We start from the raw sequence: 16,059 nt of genomic DNA on the forward strand, positions 1-16,059 counted from the left end.
TTCCCAGACAGTGAGAAGTCCAGATCTGTCGGCACGTCCATACTGTGGGAGATGTCGCGATGAGCCGCACGCTCGCGGAGAAGGTGTGGGAGGCACACGTTGTGCGCCACGGAAGTGGTGCGGAGCCGGACCTGCTTTACATCGACCTCCATCTGCTGCACGAAGTCACCAGCCCCCAGGCGTTCGACGGGCTGCGCCTTGCCAATCGCAAGCTGCGCAGGCCTGATCTGACGATCGCCACCGAGGATCACAACGTTCCGACCGTCGACATCGACAAGCCCATCGCGGACCTGGTGTCGCGCACGCAGGTCGAGACCCTCCGGCGCAACTGCGCGGAGTTCGGCGTGCGGTTGCACCCGATGGGCGACTTCGAGCAGGGCATCGTGCACGTCGTCGGGCCGCAGCTCGGCCTCACGCAGCCGGGAATGACGGTGGTGTGCGGCGACAGTCACACGAGCACGCACGGAGCGTTCGGTGCGCTGGCGTTCGGCATCGGCACGTCCGAGGTGGAGCACGTGATGGCGACGCAGACGTTGCCGTTGCGTCCGTTCAAGACGATGGCCATCAACGTCACCGGTTCGCTCGGTGAAGGCGTCACGGCGAAGGACATCATCCTCGCCGTCATCGCGAAGATCGGCACCGGTGGCGGGCAGGGATATGTGCTCGAGTACCGCGGCGACGCCATCGAGGCGCTGTCGATGGAAGCGCGCATGACGGTCTGCAACATGTCGATCGAGGCGGGCGCGCGCGCCGGCATGATCGCACCGGACGACACGACTTTCGACTACATCAAGGGTCGCGACCACGCACCGTCCGGCGCGGACTGGGACAAGGCCGTCGAGTACTGGAAGACGCTGCGCACGGACGACGACGCGACGTTCGACGCCGAGGTCACCATCGACGCGAACGACCTCACTCCGTTCGTCACGTGGGGAACCAACCCCGGCCAGGGTCTGCCGCTGGGCGCGAGCATCCCCGACCCCGAGAAGATCTCGGACGAGAACGAGCGCGTGGCCGCCGAGAAGGCGCTGACGTACATGGGCCTCGAGCCCGGCACGCCGCTGCGCGACATCCGCGTGGACACGGTGTTCCTCGGCTCCTGCACCAACGGGCGCATCGAGGACCTGCGCGCCGCGGCGGACGTCATCAAGGGGAAGCACGTCGCTTCAGGAGTACGGATGCTGGTCGTCCCCGGTTCGATGCGGGTGCGCAAGCAGGCCGAGGACGAGGGCCTGGACAAGGTGTTCCTCGACGCGGGCGCCGAGTGGCGGCAGGCCGGCTGCTCGATGTGCCTTGGCATGAACCCGGATCAGCTCGCGCCGGGTGAGCGCAGCGCGTCGACCTCCAACCGCAACTTCGAGGGCAGGCAGGGCAAGGGCGGCCGGACGCATCTCGTTTCGCCGCTCGTCGCCGCCGCGACGGCCGTGCGCGGCACCCTCTCCGCCCCGGCAGATCTGGAGGTCTGACCATGGATGCCTTCACCACTCACACCGGTGTCGGTGTGCCGCTGCGCAGGTCCAACGTGGACACCGACCAGATCATCCCGGCCGTCTACCTCAAGCGCGTGACCCGCAGCGGGTTCGAGGACGGGCTCTTCGCCGCCTGGCGCGGGGACGAGTACTTCATCCTCAACCAGGAGCCGTTCAAGGCGGGCAGCGTCCTCGTTGCGGGCCCTGACTTCGGCACCGGGTCCTCACGGGAACACGCCGTCTGGGCGTTGATGGACTACGGCTTCCGGGTCGTCATCTCGTCCCGGTTCGCGGACATCTTCCGGGGCAACTCGGGCAAGCAGGGGCTCGTCGCGGCGGAGTGCAGCCAGTCCGATGTCGAGCTCCTGTGGAAGTTGCTGGAGTCCGAACCCGGCACGCCGGTCACCGTCGACCTCACCGACAAGACCGTTCGCGCCAAGGACTTGGTAGCCCCGTTCGACATCGACGACTACACCCGCTGGCGGCTTCTGGAGGGCCTCGACGACATCGCTTTGACGCTGCGCCACGAGGCCGAGATCAGCGATTTCGAGGGCAATCGCCAGACTTGGTTGCCCACAACGGATCCGCTTCCGGCGGTCTGAGAGGGGGCCGGATTTACCCCTTGAGAGGGGCGAATCCGGCGCCTCCTGTCCCTCGAAGGGGCGCAATTAGCCACGCCACAACGAAAAAGTTGGCGTGGCGATTGGTATTTCTCGCGATTTGGGCCTACCGTTGCGTTCTAGTCGGCCCAGACGCTTATGGGCCGTGAGCGTCCTGGGAGGGACTGAAGGTGAACAAGGCCCAGCTCATCGAGGCGCTCGCCGAGCGCCTGGGAGACAAGAAGACCGCCGGTGCTGCTGTTGACGGGCTCGTCGATGTGATCGTGCGCTCCGTCAACAAGGGCGAGAAGGTCAACATCACGGGCTTCGGCGTCTTCGAGAAGCGTGCCCGTGCGGCTCGCACGGCGCGCAACCCGCGCACCGGTGAGACCGTGAAGGTCAAGAAGACCAACGTGCCCGCGTTCCGCCCCGGCTCGACGTTCAAGGACGTCATCAGCGGTGCGAAGAAGCTGCCGAAGGCCGTTGCTGCCAAGGCCGCCGCGAAGCCCGCCGCCGCTGCTGCCGCGAAGCCCGCGGCCACCAAGGCTCCGGCGACCAAGGCCGCGACGACCCGCGCGACGACCACGACGCGCACGCGTACGGCTGCGGCCGCCACCAAGGCGCCCGCGACCCGTCGCACCACCACGGCTGCTGCGGCGAAGCCCGCTGCTGCCAAGGCGCCCGCGAAGGCGACCGCCACGAAGGCCGCTGCCAAGCCGGCTGCTGCTGCGAAGACCACCACGGCTCGCAAGCCTGCTGCCGCCAAGACGACGGCTGCGGCCAAGCCCGCTGCGAAGGCCACGGCTGCGAAGCCCGCCGCTCGCAAGACGGCTGCCAAGAAGAAGTGAGACGGGCCTCCTGAGGGAGGCTGCGTCACTTCAGAACTACGCGGAAGGCCCCGGTGTGCGCACACCGGGGCCTTCGTGTTGATTGGCCGCTGCTTCGCAGCGGCGGCGAGTTCGCCGGGAAGTCGGTCGTCCGGTCCCGGCCTTGAACTCCGCTGCCCCCAATAGGAATAACGCCTGCACGCCTGCGAATAACGCCCGCCCGGCCCGGAACAACGTCCGCCAGAAGCGAAACCGCCGCCTTCCCGGCCGAGTTGGTTGCCACAGGCGAACTTTCGGCGGAGCGGGAAGACGGCGGGAATCAGACGACGTTCAGGCGGGGTGATCAGGCGTCAGGGACGGGGCAGCGGAGACGCCAGGTAATGGGCCGACACCAGCGTTGGCCAGCGCGAAGGTGAGTCCGAAGTGGACCACGAGCCGAACGGCCTGGTGAAGGCGAGCACCCAGGTGCTGCCCTTCTTGCAGGGGATCTCGTCGAGGCGCAGACCGCCCATTTCGGCGAGCGACTGCACGACGGACGGGATCACGCCTCCCTGCGAGGAGATGACGGCCCGGCCCTCCAGCGCGGCCACCTCCAGCAGACGCACGAGGCCCGCGTCCGGGTCGGGCCAGTAGCCCTCCTCGGACAGCCGGGGCTCCTCCACCATCTCCACGGCCAGGTCCGTCGCCACGGCTGCCACCGTGTCCACGCAACGGACCCTGGGAGCGGTGTGGACGCGCGTCGGTGCCCACAAGGGCAACAACGTGCGGAGAGCGGCGGCCTGGCGCCTGCCCGCGTCCGAGAGCGGGCGGAGGTCGTCGTCCTCGTGCCACTCGGAACGCTTGCCCGCCTTCGCGTGCCGGACCAGCAGCACGACCAGGAGGTCGGCGGGCAGGCGGGAGAACTCCTCCAGCACCTCGCGGTCCGGTTCGTACGTCAGCAGAGCGGACGCCTCGGCCACCGGCAGCCAGCGGAGTTCGTCCACCTCCTCGTTCTCGGTGAACGAACCCGAGACCGCGCGGGCCGCGTAGTAGTCGACGGTTTTGGGCACGCCGCGAACCGAGTACGAAACCTGGCGAAGATGCCGGCCGAGCACGGAGGAATACCCCGTTTCCTCGGCTATCTCGCGCACCGCGCAGGCGGGGAGGGTCTCACCGGGGTCGAGTTTTCCCTTCGGCAACGACCAGTCGTCATAACGCTGACGGTGCACCACCGCGACTTCGACGTCACCGTCGGCATCGCGCCAGAGCACCGCCCCAGCAGCTTTGATCACCCAAGAGCTCCGTGCTTGTGGAGAAGTTCCATCTGGTGGTCCCGCACGGACGTGCCGTCCGAAGGCGAGGCGTCCCATTCTCCGTCAGCCCGCAACACCCAGCAGCGGGTGTGCTCGTCGAGCGCGGAGTCGAACATGTCGCCGAGCTGCTTGGTCAGGCGCGGATCCGCCACGCGCAACGCGACCTCGACGCGACGGTCCAGGTTGCGGTGCATCATGTCCGCGCTGCCGATCCAGTACTCCTCGCAGGCGACGAAGTGGAAGACGCGCGAGTGCTCCAGGAACCGGCCGAGGATCGACCGCACCCGGATGTTCTCGGACAGGCCCTTGATGCCCGGCTTGAGGCCGCAGATGCCGCGCACGACCACGTCCACGGGCACACCGGCCTGCGACGCCCGGTACAGCGCGTCGATGACCTGCTCGTCCACGAGCGAGTTCACCTTGATGCGCACCCCGGACGGCTTGCCCGCCTGCGCGTGCTCGATCTCGGCGTTGATCCGGTCCACGATGCCCTTGCGGACGCCGTAGGGCGCCACCAGCAACGAGCGGTACTCGTCCTGGCGCGCATAGCCCGTCAGGACGTTGAAGAGGTCCGTGAGGTCCGCGCCGATCGTCGGCTCGGCCGTGAGGATGCCGACGTCCTCGTACAACCGCGCGGTCTTCGGGTTGTAGTTGCCGGTGCCGATGTGGCAGTAACGCCGGATCGTCGAACCCTCCTGGCGCACCACCAACGACGTCTTGCAGTGCGTCTTCAGGCCCACCAGGCCGTAGACGACGTGCACGCCCGCCTTCTCCAGCGCCCGCGCCCACTTGATGTTCGCCTGCTCGTCGAAGCGCGCCTTGAGCTCCACCAGCGCCACGACCTGCTTGCCCGCCTCGGCCGCGTCGATCAGCGCGTCCACGATGGGCGAGTCACCCGAGGTGCGGTACAGGGTCTGCTTGATGGCGAGCACGTGCGGGTCCGCCGCGGCCTGCTCGATGAAGCGCTGCACCGACGTCGAGAACGAGTGGTACGGGTGGTGCACGAGGACATCGCCCTCGCGCAACGTCGCGAACACGCTCTTCGGCGTCTCGCGCTCACCGAACGCCGGGTGCGTCGCCGGCACGAACGCCGGGTCCTTCAAGGTCTTGCGGTCGATGCCGTAGAGCTGCCACAGGCACGACAGGTCGAGCAGGCCGGGCACCGTCACGACGTCGTGCGGGTCGACGTCCATCTCCCGCAACAACAGTTCGAGCATGTGCTCGGTCATATCGTCGGCCACCTCGAGGCGGACCGGCGGACCGAACCGGCGCCGCGCGAGTTCGCGTTCCAGCGCCTGCAACAGGTCCTCGTCGCGGTCCTCCTCGACCTCGAGGTCCGCGTTGCGCGTCACGCGGAACGCGTGGCACTCGATGACCTCCATGCCGGTGAACAGCTCGCCCAGGTGCGCGGCGATGAGTTCCTCCAACGGCAGGAAAGTCGCCGAAGAGGAAGACCGGTCCGCTTCCACGCGAACGAGTCGCGGCACGTTGTCCGGCACCTTCACGCGGGCGAACCGCTCGCCGCCGCCCTCGGGATCCCGCACGGTGACCGCGAGGTTCAGCGACAGCCCCGAGATGTACGGGAACGGGTGCGCCGGGTCGACGGCCAGCGGCGTCAGGACCGGGAACACCTGCTCGCTGAAGTAGTTGGAGAGCCGCAAGCGGTCGTAGTCCGTGAGGTCGCCCCACGCCACGATGCTGATCCGGTGCTCTTCCAGACCGGGCCGGATGTGGTCGAGGAACGCGCGGGCGTGCTGCTCCACGAGTTCCTGCGAGCGCTTGAAGATCGCGACGAGCTGCTCCTGCGGTGTGAGCCCGTCCGCGCTGCGCACCGACAGACCCGTCTCCGCACGACGCTTCAGGCCCGCGACCCGGACCATGTAGAACTCGTCCAGGTTCGAGGCGAAGATCGCGGAGAACTTCGCGCGCTCCAGCAACGGCTGCGAGGAGTCCTCGGCCAGCGCGAGCACGCGGGCGTTGAAGTCCAACCAGGACAGTTCACGGTTGAAGTACCGGTCGTCCGGCAGGTCGGTGGGCAGGACGGGCGACGTCACCGCCGGGGGCGCCGCCGGCACACCCCGAGTCGGCGTGGCGACCGGCTGCTGCTCGGGTTCGGCCTTCGCCCGCGGGTTGGACGCTCGCCTGGTCGCCGCGCGAGGCTGCCGTTTCGGAGCCGCCGCGCGCGGGGTGGCCGCTGCCTTGCCGCGCGTTCCGCGGCGTCGGGAGGGGGTCGCCTTGCCGTCGTTGTCGTCCGTGCTCACGTCACGCATTGTGTCTCAAGTTCGGCGTGAGCGCCCCTAACCAGGACGTCCGTCTGGTGAACTCCTCGTCACAGAACAGGCATGCGAAGAGCTGTAACGACCCCATCGGGACTACGTTCGAGGGTCACCCGCTGGCCCGGACGCAGCATTCGCCAGCCACCCGCCGTGACGGCCGCCGCGCTCACGTCGACGAGAACGCCGTCATCTCGAAGGACTGTGGCGGAACCGTCACTGTTAAAAGTAGACACAGTCGCCTGCACGGAGCAGAACCCTAGACGTTCGGACCTACACGTCTCATTCGAGCCGCTGCCAGGGTCGATCCATGAAGGTTATTGCCACGTTGACCGCGGCGACCCTGTTGGCCTTCACCACGGCAGGCCTGGCTTCGGCGGCTTCCGCCGAACCAAAGACCCCCGTGGTGGACAAACCACGACTCCAGGCGGCGGCGAAGAACGTTCGCCTGAAAGCCTCACTTCCCGGTACCGAACGGGCCATCTCGATCGCGTTCGCCCAGTACGGCAAGCGCGACGTGGCGTTCGTGAGCATGGAGACCGGGCTCAAGACGTTCGACGTCAGCGACCTCGACAAGCCGAAACTCCTCGACCACCTCACCAAGGAGGAGATGGCGCTGCCGGGCGACGACCCGACGAAGCGCTTCTGGGAGAACGAGGACATCAACGTCGATCCGGTGCGCAAGCTCGCGTTCCTGGCGCGCGAGGTCAACTCGTTCGGCCGCGCGCTGCCGGGTGACCGCCCGACCGGCAACTACATCGTGTCCGCTGTGGACCCGGCGGACCTCAAGGTGCTCAGCTTTCACAGGCAGAACACCGGTCACACCAGTACCTGCATCAACGACTGCCAGTTCCTGTGGACCGCCGGCCTCGACCGGTCGGACGCCAAGACCGGGCGGATCTTCGTGACGGACATCCGCGATCCGAAGACGCCGAAGGAACTCCCGGTCTCCGTCGACGTCCGCGGCAAGGCGGGCGAGGGCAAGATCACGCACGACGTCCAGGTCGACGCCCAGGGCATCGCGTGGGTGGCGGGCGACGACGGCACCCGCGGCTACTACACGCGGGGCTGGCACCGCGACCCGTTGAGCGGCAAGTACCGCGAGGCGAAGGCGTGGGACCCCGTCCCGTACGCGGGCGGCACCGTGCCCAAGGCCGACATGCCGACCTCGTTCACGCACAACTCGTTCCGCCCGGTCGGCCGGACTCTGCTCGACGGACCGAAGCCCACGCGGGAGAACCCGGCGGGCTCCTTGCTGCTGCACACCGAGGAGGCCTTCGGGTCGCCGACCTGCAAGACCGAGGGCCGGTTCGTCATCTCCTCACTGCAGGGCACGCACAACGGTGAGGGCTGGGGCGAGACTCCCAAGGAGATGAGAACGGTCGGCATCTGGAGCCCGGACGACCAGGAGGGCACGATCCCCGGCGACGTCACGTGCTCCGCGCACTACTTCGACGTGCAGAAGAGGATCGTGGCCTACTCCTGGTACAACCAGGGCACGAGGTTCCTCGACATCTCCAACCCCGCCAAGCCGATCCAGATCGGGTACTGGCGGCCGGACACCGCGACCTCGTGGGCGCCGTACTGGCACCGCGGCACCGTGTTCGTGGCGGACATCTCCCGCGGCGTCGAGATCCTGCAGCTGGAGAAGGGCGCCTACGAAGCACAGGCGTCAGGCACTCCGGTGACGCTCACCGCGCACCACGCCAGGGAACTGATCCGGGAGAGCGACAGGGAATCCGTGCCGCTCGCCCCGAACCCGTTCTACGGCTGGGCCTGCCCGATGGTCGCGAACCGCGACGACTCGGACTGCGGCGCGGGGGCCTGCGGCGCGCCCTGCTGAGCCACGCCCGCACGCACGGCGGCTTTCGCGCGCTGGCGGGTGATCACGCGTCGGCCGAGGTTGATCATCGGGATCTCCACGGTCGCGTAGAGAACGCTCGCCAGCGCCAAGCCCACGCCGGTGACCACGAAGGACTGGCCGAGACCGGACAACGCCGGCCAGAAGAACCACACGATCGTCGCCGCGATCGTCTGCACCAGGTACAGCGAGTACGAACGCTCACCGACGAACTGCATCGGCTTCGTCGACAGGAACGCCGTCATCGGGCCGGGCGCGATCATCGCGGTCAGCAGCACCGCCGTCGCGAGCGCGTACACCGGGATGACCAGCACGTGACCAGGGATTCCGTTGATGCCGTCGAGGAAACCGGACATCGGCTTGACGCCCAGGTGCACGGCGACGAATCCACACGAGACGATCAACTGCGCGATCGGGTTCGTGAGCGGCCGGAGCAGCGCGAAGCCACGCGGGCTGTGCAACGCGATCGCGAGCACCACGCCGGTCAGGATCGAGAAGTAGTGCAACGGCCAGCCGGGGTTGCTGTGCGCCGTCGTGAAGTTCACCAGCACCAGCGCGAGCAGCATGCCGAGGGCGGCCGCACCGGCGCGGCGGCGCAGCACGACGGTGCCGAGCGCGATCGCGACCAGGGGCCAGACCAGGTAGAACTTCTGCTCGATGCCCAGCGACCAGGACTGCCCGTACGGGCTCGCGTCCGCGAACTCGTTGGTGAACGTCAGGAAGTGCTTGAGCGCGGGGCCGATCCCGTTGCTGACGAACGTCCCGTACAGCAGCGACGCCACGACCGTCACCAGCAGGATCACGAAGTACACCGGGAGAATCCGGAACGCCCTGCGCAGGTAGAACTCGCTCAGCGAGATCCGGCCGGACCTGCGCTCTTCGCGCAGCATCAGCGTGGTGATCAGGAATCCGCTGAGGACGAAGAACATCTGGACACCGGCCCAGCCCTGAAGCCAGTCAGGACCACCGTAGTGGAAGAAGACGACGAGCACCGCGGCAATGGCGCGCAGGCCGTCGAGAGCGGGAAAGCGGCGCAACGCCAGGTAGTCGGCGTGCGTCAGTGAACTCATGCAGGAACACCTCAGGGGGACGCGTCGGGGAAACGACGTCAGGGGGTTACGTCGTTCGGCACACAGGGGGATACGGATGTAAAGGTGCCGGGGTTCCCGGTGAAGTTGCTCAAACCAACATTTTCGTGGTGTTCGTCACGGAGCTCAGCACTGCGGCAGAGGTGGGATTCCCGTGAGCGGAACGGCCGCGGCGACGTCGGGACCGCGGCGGACGAGCGCGCCGCCGATCACCTCGAGCACGTAGCCCTTGCCGAAGTGCACGGTCGATCCGGTGCGGATGTCCGTGATGTACGAGGCTTCCGAATAGGTCCAGCGCACGAAGTCGCCGCGCACGTCCAGGGTGCTGAAGAGGTACGGGTCCGGCTCCCACCGGACCTCGGCGATCATCCGAGGTCGCGGCCAGCCCGGCCGGATCGCGAACAACCGCTGCCCTTCGCCCCACACCGACGTGATGCCGTCCGACGCCCAGTGGAAATTTCTGTCCGGGTACGCCCCGGCCACCCGCACCGGAGGCGCCTCGGACTCGGCGTCCCAGTTGTAGAACACGCCTTCTTCGCCGGGCACCTGGGTCGCGAACCGCACGAGGCGGCCGTCGAACCCCACCACCGTCATGGCATGCGGGTGCTTGAGGATCGAACGCAGTTGCCCGTCCGGTGTGTGCAGCGAGAGTTCCAGCTCGGACGACCAGGTCTGCACGACGGCCGACCGGCCGTCGTCGCTCGCCGCCATGACGAACACCGCGTTCTTCTCGCCCTTCGCGATCTCGTTGGCCTTGAGCGAGTCCCGCCACTGCTGCGGGACCGGCACGCTGCACGACACGAGCGTGTTGGCCCACAGGTCCGGTTCCTCCGGGCCGCAGCCGGCCAGCAGACCAGCCATCACGACCACAGCGAGCCTGCGCATCAGCAGGCGGACAACGAAGACAAACGGTTCAACGGTGCGGAAGACGCCACGCGCCACCCCTGCTGCGTCAGCGCTCCGCCGTGGACTTCCAGCCAGAAGCCGCCCTCGCTGGTGTGCATGGTCGCGCCGCTGCGGATGTCCGTGACGTACGACGACTCCGACTGCCACGACACGAAGTCGCCGCTGACCCGCGGGAACACGATGCCTTCCGTGCGCGGCACCGACTTGATCGCCGCCAGCCGGCGGGTGTCCGGCCAGCCGTCGCGCCACCCGTGCAGCTCGTCGCCCTGCGTCCACACCACCGTGCGGCCGTCAGAAGCCACGCTGCCGGAGGGTTTCGCGTTCGCCAGCTGGTCGGGCAGGGTGCCCTCCGCACGGAACTTGCCTTCCTGCAACCAAACGAGGCCGTCACCGAGGAACACGGGTGCGCGTCCGGGACCGACGACCCGGTCCTTCTTCTTCGCCAGGTCGTAGAGGTGCACGCCCAGGCTGTCCGACCAGGCCGCCTTGCCGTTGTGCACCACGGCACCGCTGTCGCCGATCTTCATGGGCGCGCCGTCGTTCTTGGAGTCCCACGCGTAGGTCGTCGTGGAGAGGTTCTCCGGGTGCGGTGTCGTGGAGAACGTCACCCAGCGGCCGTCGAACTCGACGCCGAAGAGCTGCGCGTCGTCCTGCACCGCCATGACCTGCTGGCGTTTGCTGCTGTTCCGCAGCACGAGTTCGGTCGTCCGGTTGCGGGTGGTCTTCACCAGCGTCGTGGCGGCGTCCTCGTTCGCGGCGACGACGATGACCTTCTCGTGCGAACCGGCCTCTGTCTCGTTGCGCGCCAGCGCGTCCTTCCAGTTACCGGGTAACTCGACCTGGCACGTGCTGAGCTTGCTCTCGGCCGTGTAGTCGGACGGACGGTCGATCGGAAATGCGGCGACACAGCCCGCCAAGGCCGTGACGGCCGCCAGCGCGATGAGCGCTCGCATCAGTCTCCCCAGTCGTGGTCACCCCAGATGACCCGGAAGACGCGCGGCGACGGCTCAGGTTGTCCAGGCGGGCAAGGCGTTCGCGGTGTGCGTGCCGAGTCCGAGGCCGAGCGCGAGCCGAAGATCCTCTTCGGTGTCCACGTCACACCGCAACGACGGCCACGGCCCGAGCAACGGCAGCGCGCCGGTGAGCGCGTGCAGCCCGGCCGAGCCGACCCCGAACCGCGGGTCGAGTTCCGCGCCCGGTGCGGCGAGGAGCAACGTCGTGCCGGTGCCCTGCCGGTCCGGGACGAACGCGCGCCGGCCGTGGGCGGCCTCCAACGCGGCCTGCAACTCGTCCGGCCTGAGCGCGGGCAGGTCGGCCTGGAGCGCGCCGATGCGGGACGAACCGAGCGTGCGCGCGCCGTGCCGCAACGCCTCGTTGAGTCCAGGCTCGGGAGGTTCGGGTACCGACTCGACGCCGAGTGCGGCCATTTCGGACGCCACCGCCGGGTCGGATGTGATCGTGACCACTCGGCGGACGCCTGGCGCTTTGAGGGCCGCGCTCACCGTGTCCATCGCCAGCGCGAGCGCCAGCGCCGCGTGGGACACCGGATCTCCGCCGGTCGCGCTGGTCAGCCTGGTCTTGGCCCGGTCCAGGGTCTTCACCGGGACCAGGAGGTCGACTTCGTCTCGCACCTCGCCATAGTCCACGATCTGGCGACTAATGTGCTCTCGGGCGCAGATCAACCGGCAGGTGAAGGAGAGGCCTCGTGGCCAAAAGGGAGAAGGGCGGCTTCTGGGTCGGGGTCGCCGCGGTGATCGTCTACCCGCTGTCGGGCCTGCTGGGCAGGCGGAAGTACCTGCACGGCGACCGGATCCCGCGTGAGGGGGCCGCGCTGCTGGTCATGAACCACATCTCGCACCTCGACCCGATCTACGACGCGGTGTTCACGCACCGCAACGGCCGGGTGCCGCACTTCCTCGCGAAGCACAGCCTGTGGAACATCCCGGTGGCCGGGCGGATCCTGCGCGGCGCGAAGCAGATCCCCGTCTACCGCGGCACGTCGGACGCCCAGCAGAGCCTGCGCGCGGCCCACGAGGCGCTGGCGGACGGTCAGGTCGTGGTGATCTACCCCGAGGGCACGATCACCAAGGACCCGGACGCCTGGCCGATGAACTCGCGCACCGGCGTCGCCCGGCTCGCGCTGCAGCACGACGGCCCGGTGATCCCGATCGCCCGCTGGGGCACGGTCGACATCTACGACCACTACAAGAAGAAGTTCCGGCCGTTCCCGCGCAAGACGGTCACCTACCTCGTGGGTGAGCCGATCGACCTGAGCGAGTTCAAGGCCCGCGAGGAGTCGCTCGCGGTGCTGCGCGAGGTCACCGACCTGCTGATGACCAGCGTCAAGGGTCTTCTCTCCGAGGTGCGCGGTGTGCCGGCGCCCGAGGGCTTCTACGGACCGAGGAAGGCCTGACCATGGCGATCGAACGTGTTGCGGTGCTGGGTTCCGGGTCGTGGGGCACGGCGTTCGCGAAGGTCATCGCGGACTCCGGTCCCGAGGTCGTGCTCTGGGCACGCCGTCAGGAGGTGGCCGCGGAGATCACCGAGACCCGCGTGAACACCGGCTACCTGCCCGGCATCTCGTTGCCCGCCAACCTCACCTCCACCTCGGACCCGGCCAAGGCGCTGGACGGGGCGGACGCGGTGATCCTCGCCGTGCCGTCGCAGACGTTGCGGGCCAACCTCTCCGGCTGGAAGCCGCTGCTGCCGCCGGACGCGACGCTCGTGTCGCTGTCCAAGGGCGTCGAGCTCGGCACGTTGAAGCGGATGAGCGAGGTGATCCGCGAGGTCGCCGGCGTCGACGAGTCGCAGGTGGCCGTGGTGTCCGGGCCGAACCTGGCCAAGGAGATCGCCGTCGAGCAGCCGACCGCGACGGTCATCGCGTGCACGGACCACGACCGCGCGGTCGACCTCCAGCACGCCTGCTCCAACTCGTACTTCCGCCCGTACACCAACACCGACGTCGTCGGCTGCGAGCTGGGCGGGGCGTGCAAGAACGTCATCGCGCTGGCGTGCGGCATGGCGGCGGGCATGGGGTACGGCGACAACACCATGGCGTCGATCATCACCCGCGGCCTGGCCGAGACCGCCCGGCTCGGCGCCGCGCTGGGTGCCGACCCGCTGACGTTCGCTGGTCTCGCCGGGCTGGGCGACCTCGTGGCGACGTGCGCGTCGCCGTTGTCGCGCAACCGTTCCTTCGGCGAACGGCTGGGTAAGGGCGACACCCTCGCGCAGGCGCAGGAGGCCGCGCACGGGCAGGTCGCCGAGGGCGTGAAGTCGTGCTCGTCGATCCGCGAGCTGGCCGCGGCGAACGGCGTCGACATGCCGATCACCGAAGGCATCCACCAGGTCTGCCACGACGGGCTGAGCGTGCGCGAGCTCGGTGCCGCCCTGCTGGGCCGCGACCGGAAGCACGAGCGCCAGTGACCCCCGAACTCGGCGACGGCACCCGCGTCGTCCACTCCGTCTCGGGCGGGCCGGGCGACCCGTTCGGCGCGCAGCCGGTGTTCGCGTCGGCGTTCCACCTGGGCGGCCAGGACTACTACGGCCGCGGCGGCAACCCGACGTGGCGTGCGCTGGAGACGGCGCTCGGGTCGTTGGAAGGCGGTGAGACCGTCGTCTTCCCGTCCGGGATGGCGGCGATCTCGACGCTGCTGCGAACCGTGCTGTCCACTGGGGACACTCTGGTCCTCCCGTCGGACGGGTACTTCCTGAGCCGGAAGTTCGTGTCCGAAATGGACGTGAACGTGGTCGAGGTGCCGACCGTCGGGCCGTATCCGTCCTTTGAGGGCGTTCGGCTGGTCCTGCTGGAGACGCCGTCGAACCCCGGTCTGGACGTCTGCGACATCGCGGCGCTGGCCGAGCAGGCGCACGCGGCCGGGGCGTTGCTGGCGGTGGACAACACGACCGCGACGCCGTTGGGCCAGCGGCCGTTGGAACTCGGCGCGGACATCGTGGTCGCGTCGGACACCAAGGCCGTCGCGGGGCACTCCGACGTCCTCTTCGGACACATCACGGCGGCTTCTCCCGAACTGGCCGCGAAGCTGCGCGACGCGCGGACGTTGAGCGGCGCGATCCCCGGCCCGTTCGAGACGTGGCTGGTGCTGCGCGGCCTCGGAACGCTCGACCTGCGGCTGGAACGGCAGGCGCGCAACGCGGCGGCTCTGTACGAGGCGTTGTCGGGCAAGGTCTCCGGGCTGCGCTGGCCGGGTGCCGAGGCTGATCCCGCGCACCTGCTGGCTGCACAGCAGATGCGGCGCTTCAACGGTGTGCTGACGTTCGAGCTTTCGGATGCCGATGCCGTGGAGGCGTTCATCTCGAAGTCGCGGTTCGTGTCGGCGGCGACGTCGTTCGGCGGCCTGCACTCGACGGCGGACCGGCGGGCCCAGTGGGGCGACCCGGTGCCCGAGGGCCTGGTGCGCTTCTCGGCCGGCTGCGAGGACACACACGACCTGGTGACAGACGTGTCCCACGCCTTGGGACTGGATTGACGGAGGGTCCCGGTTCCGGGACCCTCCTGCTCATGTCCTTCAACGCATGTTGCTGTTGTACCTGGCGATAGTCCCGCGTCCTCTTTTCGCGCACTCGCCTGGTTAGGACCTTTTCCCGATGTTCGCCGTTCCTGAGAACAGCGTCGTTCTGCCTGAAAACACCCCGTTGCTGCACCCCGTCCGGGTGGCGCTGGCGTGGGCGGCCGACCGCGACCGCTGGAAGCACCTGCTCCGCTACGACCCGGAGGAGCGCTTCTCGGCGTTGGTCGACAAGACCGACGACCAGGAGATCTGGCTGATGAGCTGGCTCCCCGGGCAGACCGCGTCGCTGCACGACCACGACCACACCTCCGGCGCGTTCACCGTGGTCACCGGCCTGCTGACCGAGGTGGTGACCACACGCATCCAGGTCGTGCACTCACTGCACGCCGGTCAGTCGCGCGTGTGGGGTCCTGGGTACGTGCACCAGGTGCGCAACGACGGTGTCGACCCCGCCGTGTCGATCCACGTGTACCGCCACGGCACACGCGCGATGACGCCGTACCACTACGACCCGGTCAACGGCCCCGTTCGCTGACGTGTGGGGGGACGGCCTTGTCCGTCTCGTGCGTCACGGGCGCGCCCCACGACTGCACGAGCGGCATGTGCCCAGCCCACACGAGGTCCGCGTCCATGTCCGACTGCTCTTCGCCAGGAGCGCCCGCCCTCACCTTGACGCTCGCCTCGGTGAGGTCGAGCTCCAGCGAGGCCGTCTGCGCGAGTTCCTTCTTGGACGGTCCGCGCGAGTAGCCCCAGCTACCGGGCGCGACGTGCTCGGTGATGACCTTCAGCGCGTGCTCGGGGTCTTCGGCGATCTTCGCCGTCCCGTGGATGATCGCCGACCGGTAGTTCATCGAGTGGTGGAACACCGACCGCGAGTAGACGACGCCGTCCACGAGCGTGACCGCGACGCAAACCTGCTTGCCCTCGAGCATGCTCCTGATGGACCGTGAGCCGGTCGACCCGTGCAGGAAGATGCGGTTGCCGTCCCGCCCGTACGCGGTGGGGATGAGGAACGGCGCCCCGTCGACCTCCACGGCGAGATGGCACACGAGGCCCGCGTCGAGGATGTCGTAGAGCACCTGGCGGTCTTCGACGGCTCGCTTCTTGCCGCGGACGACGGTGCTGCGCGGGGTGGGGGAGAGCTGCACGTCAGAGGTCATAGTTTTAGCTTGGGGTGAGAAGTGGCATTATTGAAGCGCCATTTTCCATCGA

15 protein-coding genes are annotated in these 16,059 nt (G+C 68.4%); 8 read left to right on the plus strand and 7 right to left on the minus strand.

From position 1 onward, the window contains the following. Positions 1 to 59 precede the first annotated feature (59 nt). From leuC to JNUCC0626_RS41515, 3 genes are all read left to right on the plus strand, one after another. Entirely contained in the window at positions 60 to 1,466 is a 1,407-nt protein-coding gene (gene leuC, locus JNUCC0626_RS41505) for a 3-isopropylmalate dehydratase large subunit (RefSeq protein WP_394616116.1), read from the plus strand. Between the two features lie 2 nt (positions 1,467 to 1,468). Further along, positions 1,469 to 2,071, plus strand: coding sequence for a 3-isopropylmalate dehydratase small subunit (leuD, locus tag JNUCC0626_RS41510; protein ID WP_394616117.1), 603 nt, complete (start codon positions 1,469 to 1,471; stop codon positions 2,069 to 2,071). A gap of 188 nt (positions 2,072 to 2,259) precedes the next feature. Continuing rightward, positions 2,260 to 2,916 (plus strand): HU family DNA-binding protein, encoded by a 657-nt coding sequence (locus JNUCC0626_RS41515; protein ID WP_394616118.1) that lies wholly within the window; start codon positions 2,260 to 2,262, stop codon positions 2,914 to 2,916. Between the two features lie 329 nt (positions 2,917 to 3,245). Here JNUCC0626_RS41515 and JNUCC0626_RS41520 read toward each other — a convergent pair whose 3' ends face one another. Both JNUCC0626_RS41520 and JNUCC0626_RS41525 read right to left on the minus strand, forming a co-directional pair. Next, a complete protein-coding gene (locus tag JNUCC0626_RS41520; protein WP_394622210.1) occupies positions 3,246 to 4,163 on the minus strand; it encodes an NUDIX hydrolase in 918 nt (305 codons plus the stop codon). Beyond that, on the minus strand, positions 4,163 to 6,457 hold the full coding sequence (locus JNUCC0626_RS41525) for an RNA degradosome polyphosphate kinase (protein WP_394616119.1): 2,295 nt from the start codon (positions 6,455 to 6,457) through the stop codon (positions 4,163 to 4,165). Before JNUCC0626_RS41525 ends, JNUCC0626_RS41520 begins: the two co-directional genes overlap by 1 nt. Positions 6,458 to 6,770: 313 nt before the next feature. Between JNUCC0626_RS41525 and JNUCC0626_RS41530 the strand changes: the two genes are divergently transcribed. Beyond that, positions 6,771 to 8,303, plus strand: a complete 1,533-nt coding sequence (locus tag JNUCC0626_RS41530) for a hypothetical protein (RefSeq protein ID WP_394616120.1) — start codon at positions 6,771 to 6,773, stop codon at positions 8,301 to 8,303. Here JNUCC0626_RS41530 and JNUCC0626_RS41535 read toward each other — a convergent pair. The 4 genes from JNUCC0626_RS41535 to cofC all read right to left on the minus strand — a co-directional run bounded on the left by JNUCC0626_RS41535 (position 8,225) and on the right by cofC (position 11,946). Further along, positions 8,225 to 9,391, minus strand: coding sequence for an acyltransferase family protein (locus JNUCC0626_RS41535; protein WP_394616121.1), 1,167 nt, complete (start codon positions 9,389 to 9,391; stop codon positions 8,225 to 8,227). The two genes, JNUCC0626_RS41530 and JNUCC0626_RS41535, sit on opposite strands and share 79 nt — an antisense overlap. Positions 9,392 to 9,535: 144 nt before the next feature. After that, complete coding sequence (locus JNUCC0626_RS41540; RefSeq protein ID WP_394616122.1) at positions 9,536 to 10,294, minus strand: hypothetical protein; 759 nt, start codon at positions 10,292 to 10,294, stop codon at positions 9,536 to 9,538. Beyond that, positions 10,294 to 11,268, minus strand: a complete 975-nt coding sequence (locus JNUCC0626_RS41545; protein ID WP_394616123.1) for a hypothetical protein — start codon at positions 11,266 to 11,268, stop codon at positions 10,294 to 10,296. The genes JNUCC0626_RS41540 and JNUCC0626_RS41545 overlap by 1 nt, the downstream gene beginning before the upstream one ends. Before the next feature lie 54 nt (positions 11,269 to 11,322). Next, a complete protein-coding gene (cofC, locus tag JNUCC0626_RS41550) occupies positions 11,323 to 11,946 on the minus strand; it encodes a 2-phospho-L-lactate guanylyltransferase (protein WP_394616124.1) in 624 nt (207 codons plus the stop codon). A 74-nt stretch (positions 11,947 to 12,020) separates the two neighbouring features. Between cofC and JNUCC0626_RS41555 the strand changes: the two genes are divergently transcribed. The 4 genes from JNUCC0626_RS41555 (at position 12,021) to JNUCC0626_RS41570 (ending at position 15,382) form a co-directional block, all read left to right on the plus strand. Continuing rightward, complete coding sequence (locus tag JNUCC0626_RS41555) at positions 12,021 to 12,728, plus strand: lysophospholipid acyltransferase family protein (protein ID WP_394616125.1); 708 nt, start codon at positions 12,021 to 12,023, stop codon at positions 12,726 to 12,728. A gap of 2 nt (positions 12,729 to 12,730) precedes the next feature. Continuing rightward, positions 12,731 to 13,741, plus strand: coding sequence for an NAD(P)H-dependent glycerol-3-phosphate dehydrogenase (locus JNUCC0626_RS41560; RefSeq protein ID WP_394616126.1), 1,011 nt, complete (start codon positions 12,731 to 12,733; stop codon positions 13,739 to 13,741). Then, the gene (locus JNUCC0626_RS41565) at positions 13,738 to 14,805 is read left to right on the plus strand and encodes a cystathionine gamma-lyase (RefSeq protein ID WP_394616127.1); all 1,068 of its coding nucleotides are present in this window, start codon (positions 13,738 to 13,740) and stop codon (positions 14,803 to 14,805) included. Before JNUCC0626_RS41560 ends, JNUCC0626_RS41565 begins: the two co-directional genes overlap by 4 nt. Positions 14,806 to 14,923: 118 nt before the next feature. Continuing rightward, positions 14,924 to 15,382 (plus strand): cysteine dioxygenase, encoded by a 459-nt coding sequence (locus tag JNUCC0626_RS41570; protein ID WP_394616128.1) that lies wholly within the window; start codon positions 14,924 to 14,926, stop codon positions 15,380 to 15,382. Here JNUCC0626_RS41570 and JNUCC0626_RS41575 read toward each other — a convergent pair. Next, entirely contained in the window at positions 15,363 to 16,007 is a 645-nt protein-coding gene (locus tag JNUCC0626_RS41575; protein ID WP_394616129.1) for a pyridoxamine 5'-phosphate oxidase family protein, read from the minus strand. The two genes, JNUCC0626_RS41570 and JNUCC0626_RS41575, sit on opposite strands and share 20 nt — an antisense overlap. Between the last annotated feature and the right edge of the window lie 52 nt (positions 16,008 to 16,059).

This window comes from Lentzea sp. JNUCC 0626 (assembly GCF_043632865.1).
In the GTDB taxonomy this organism is placed as follows: Bacteria; Actinomycetota; Actinomycetes; order Mycobacteriales; family Pseudonocardiaceae; genus Lentzea.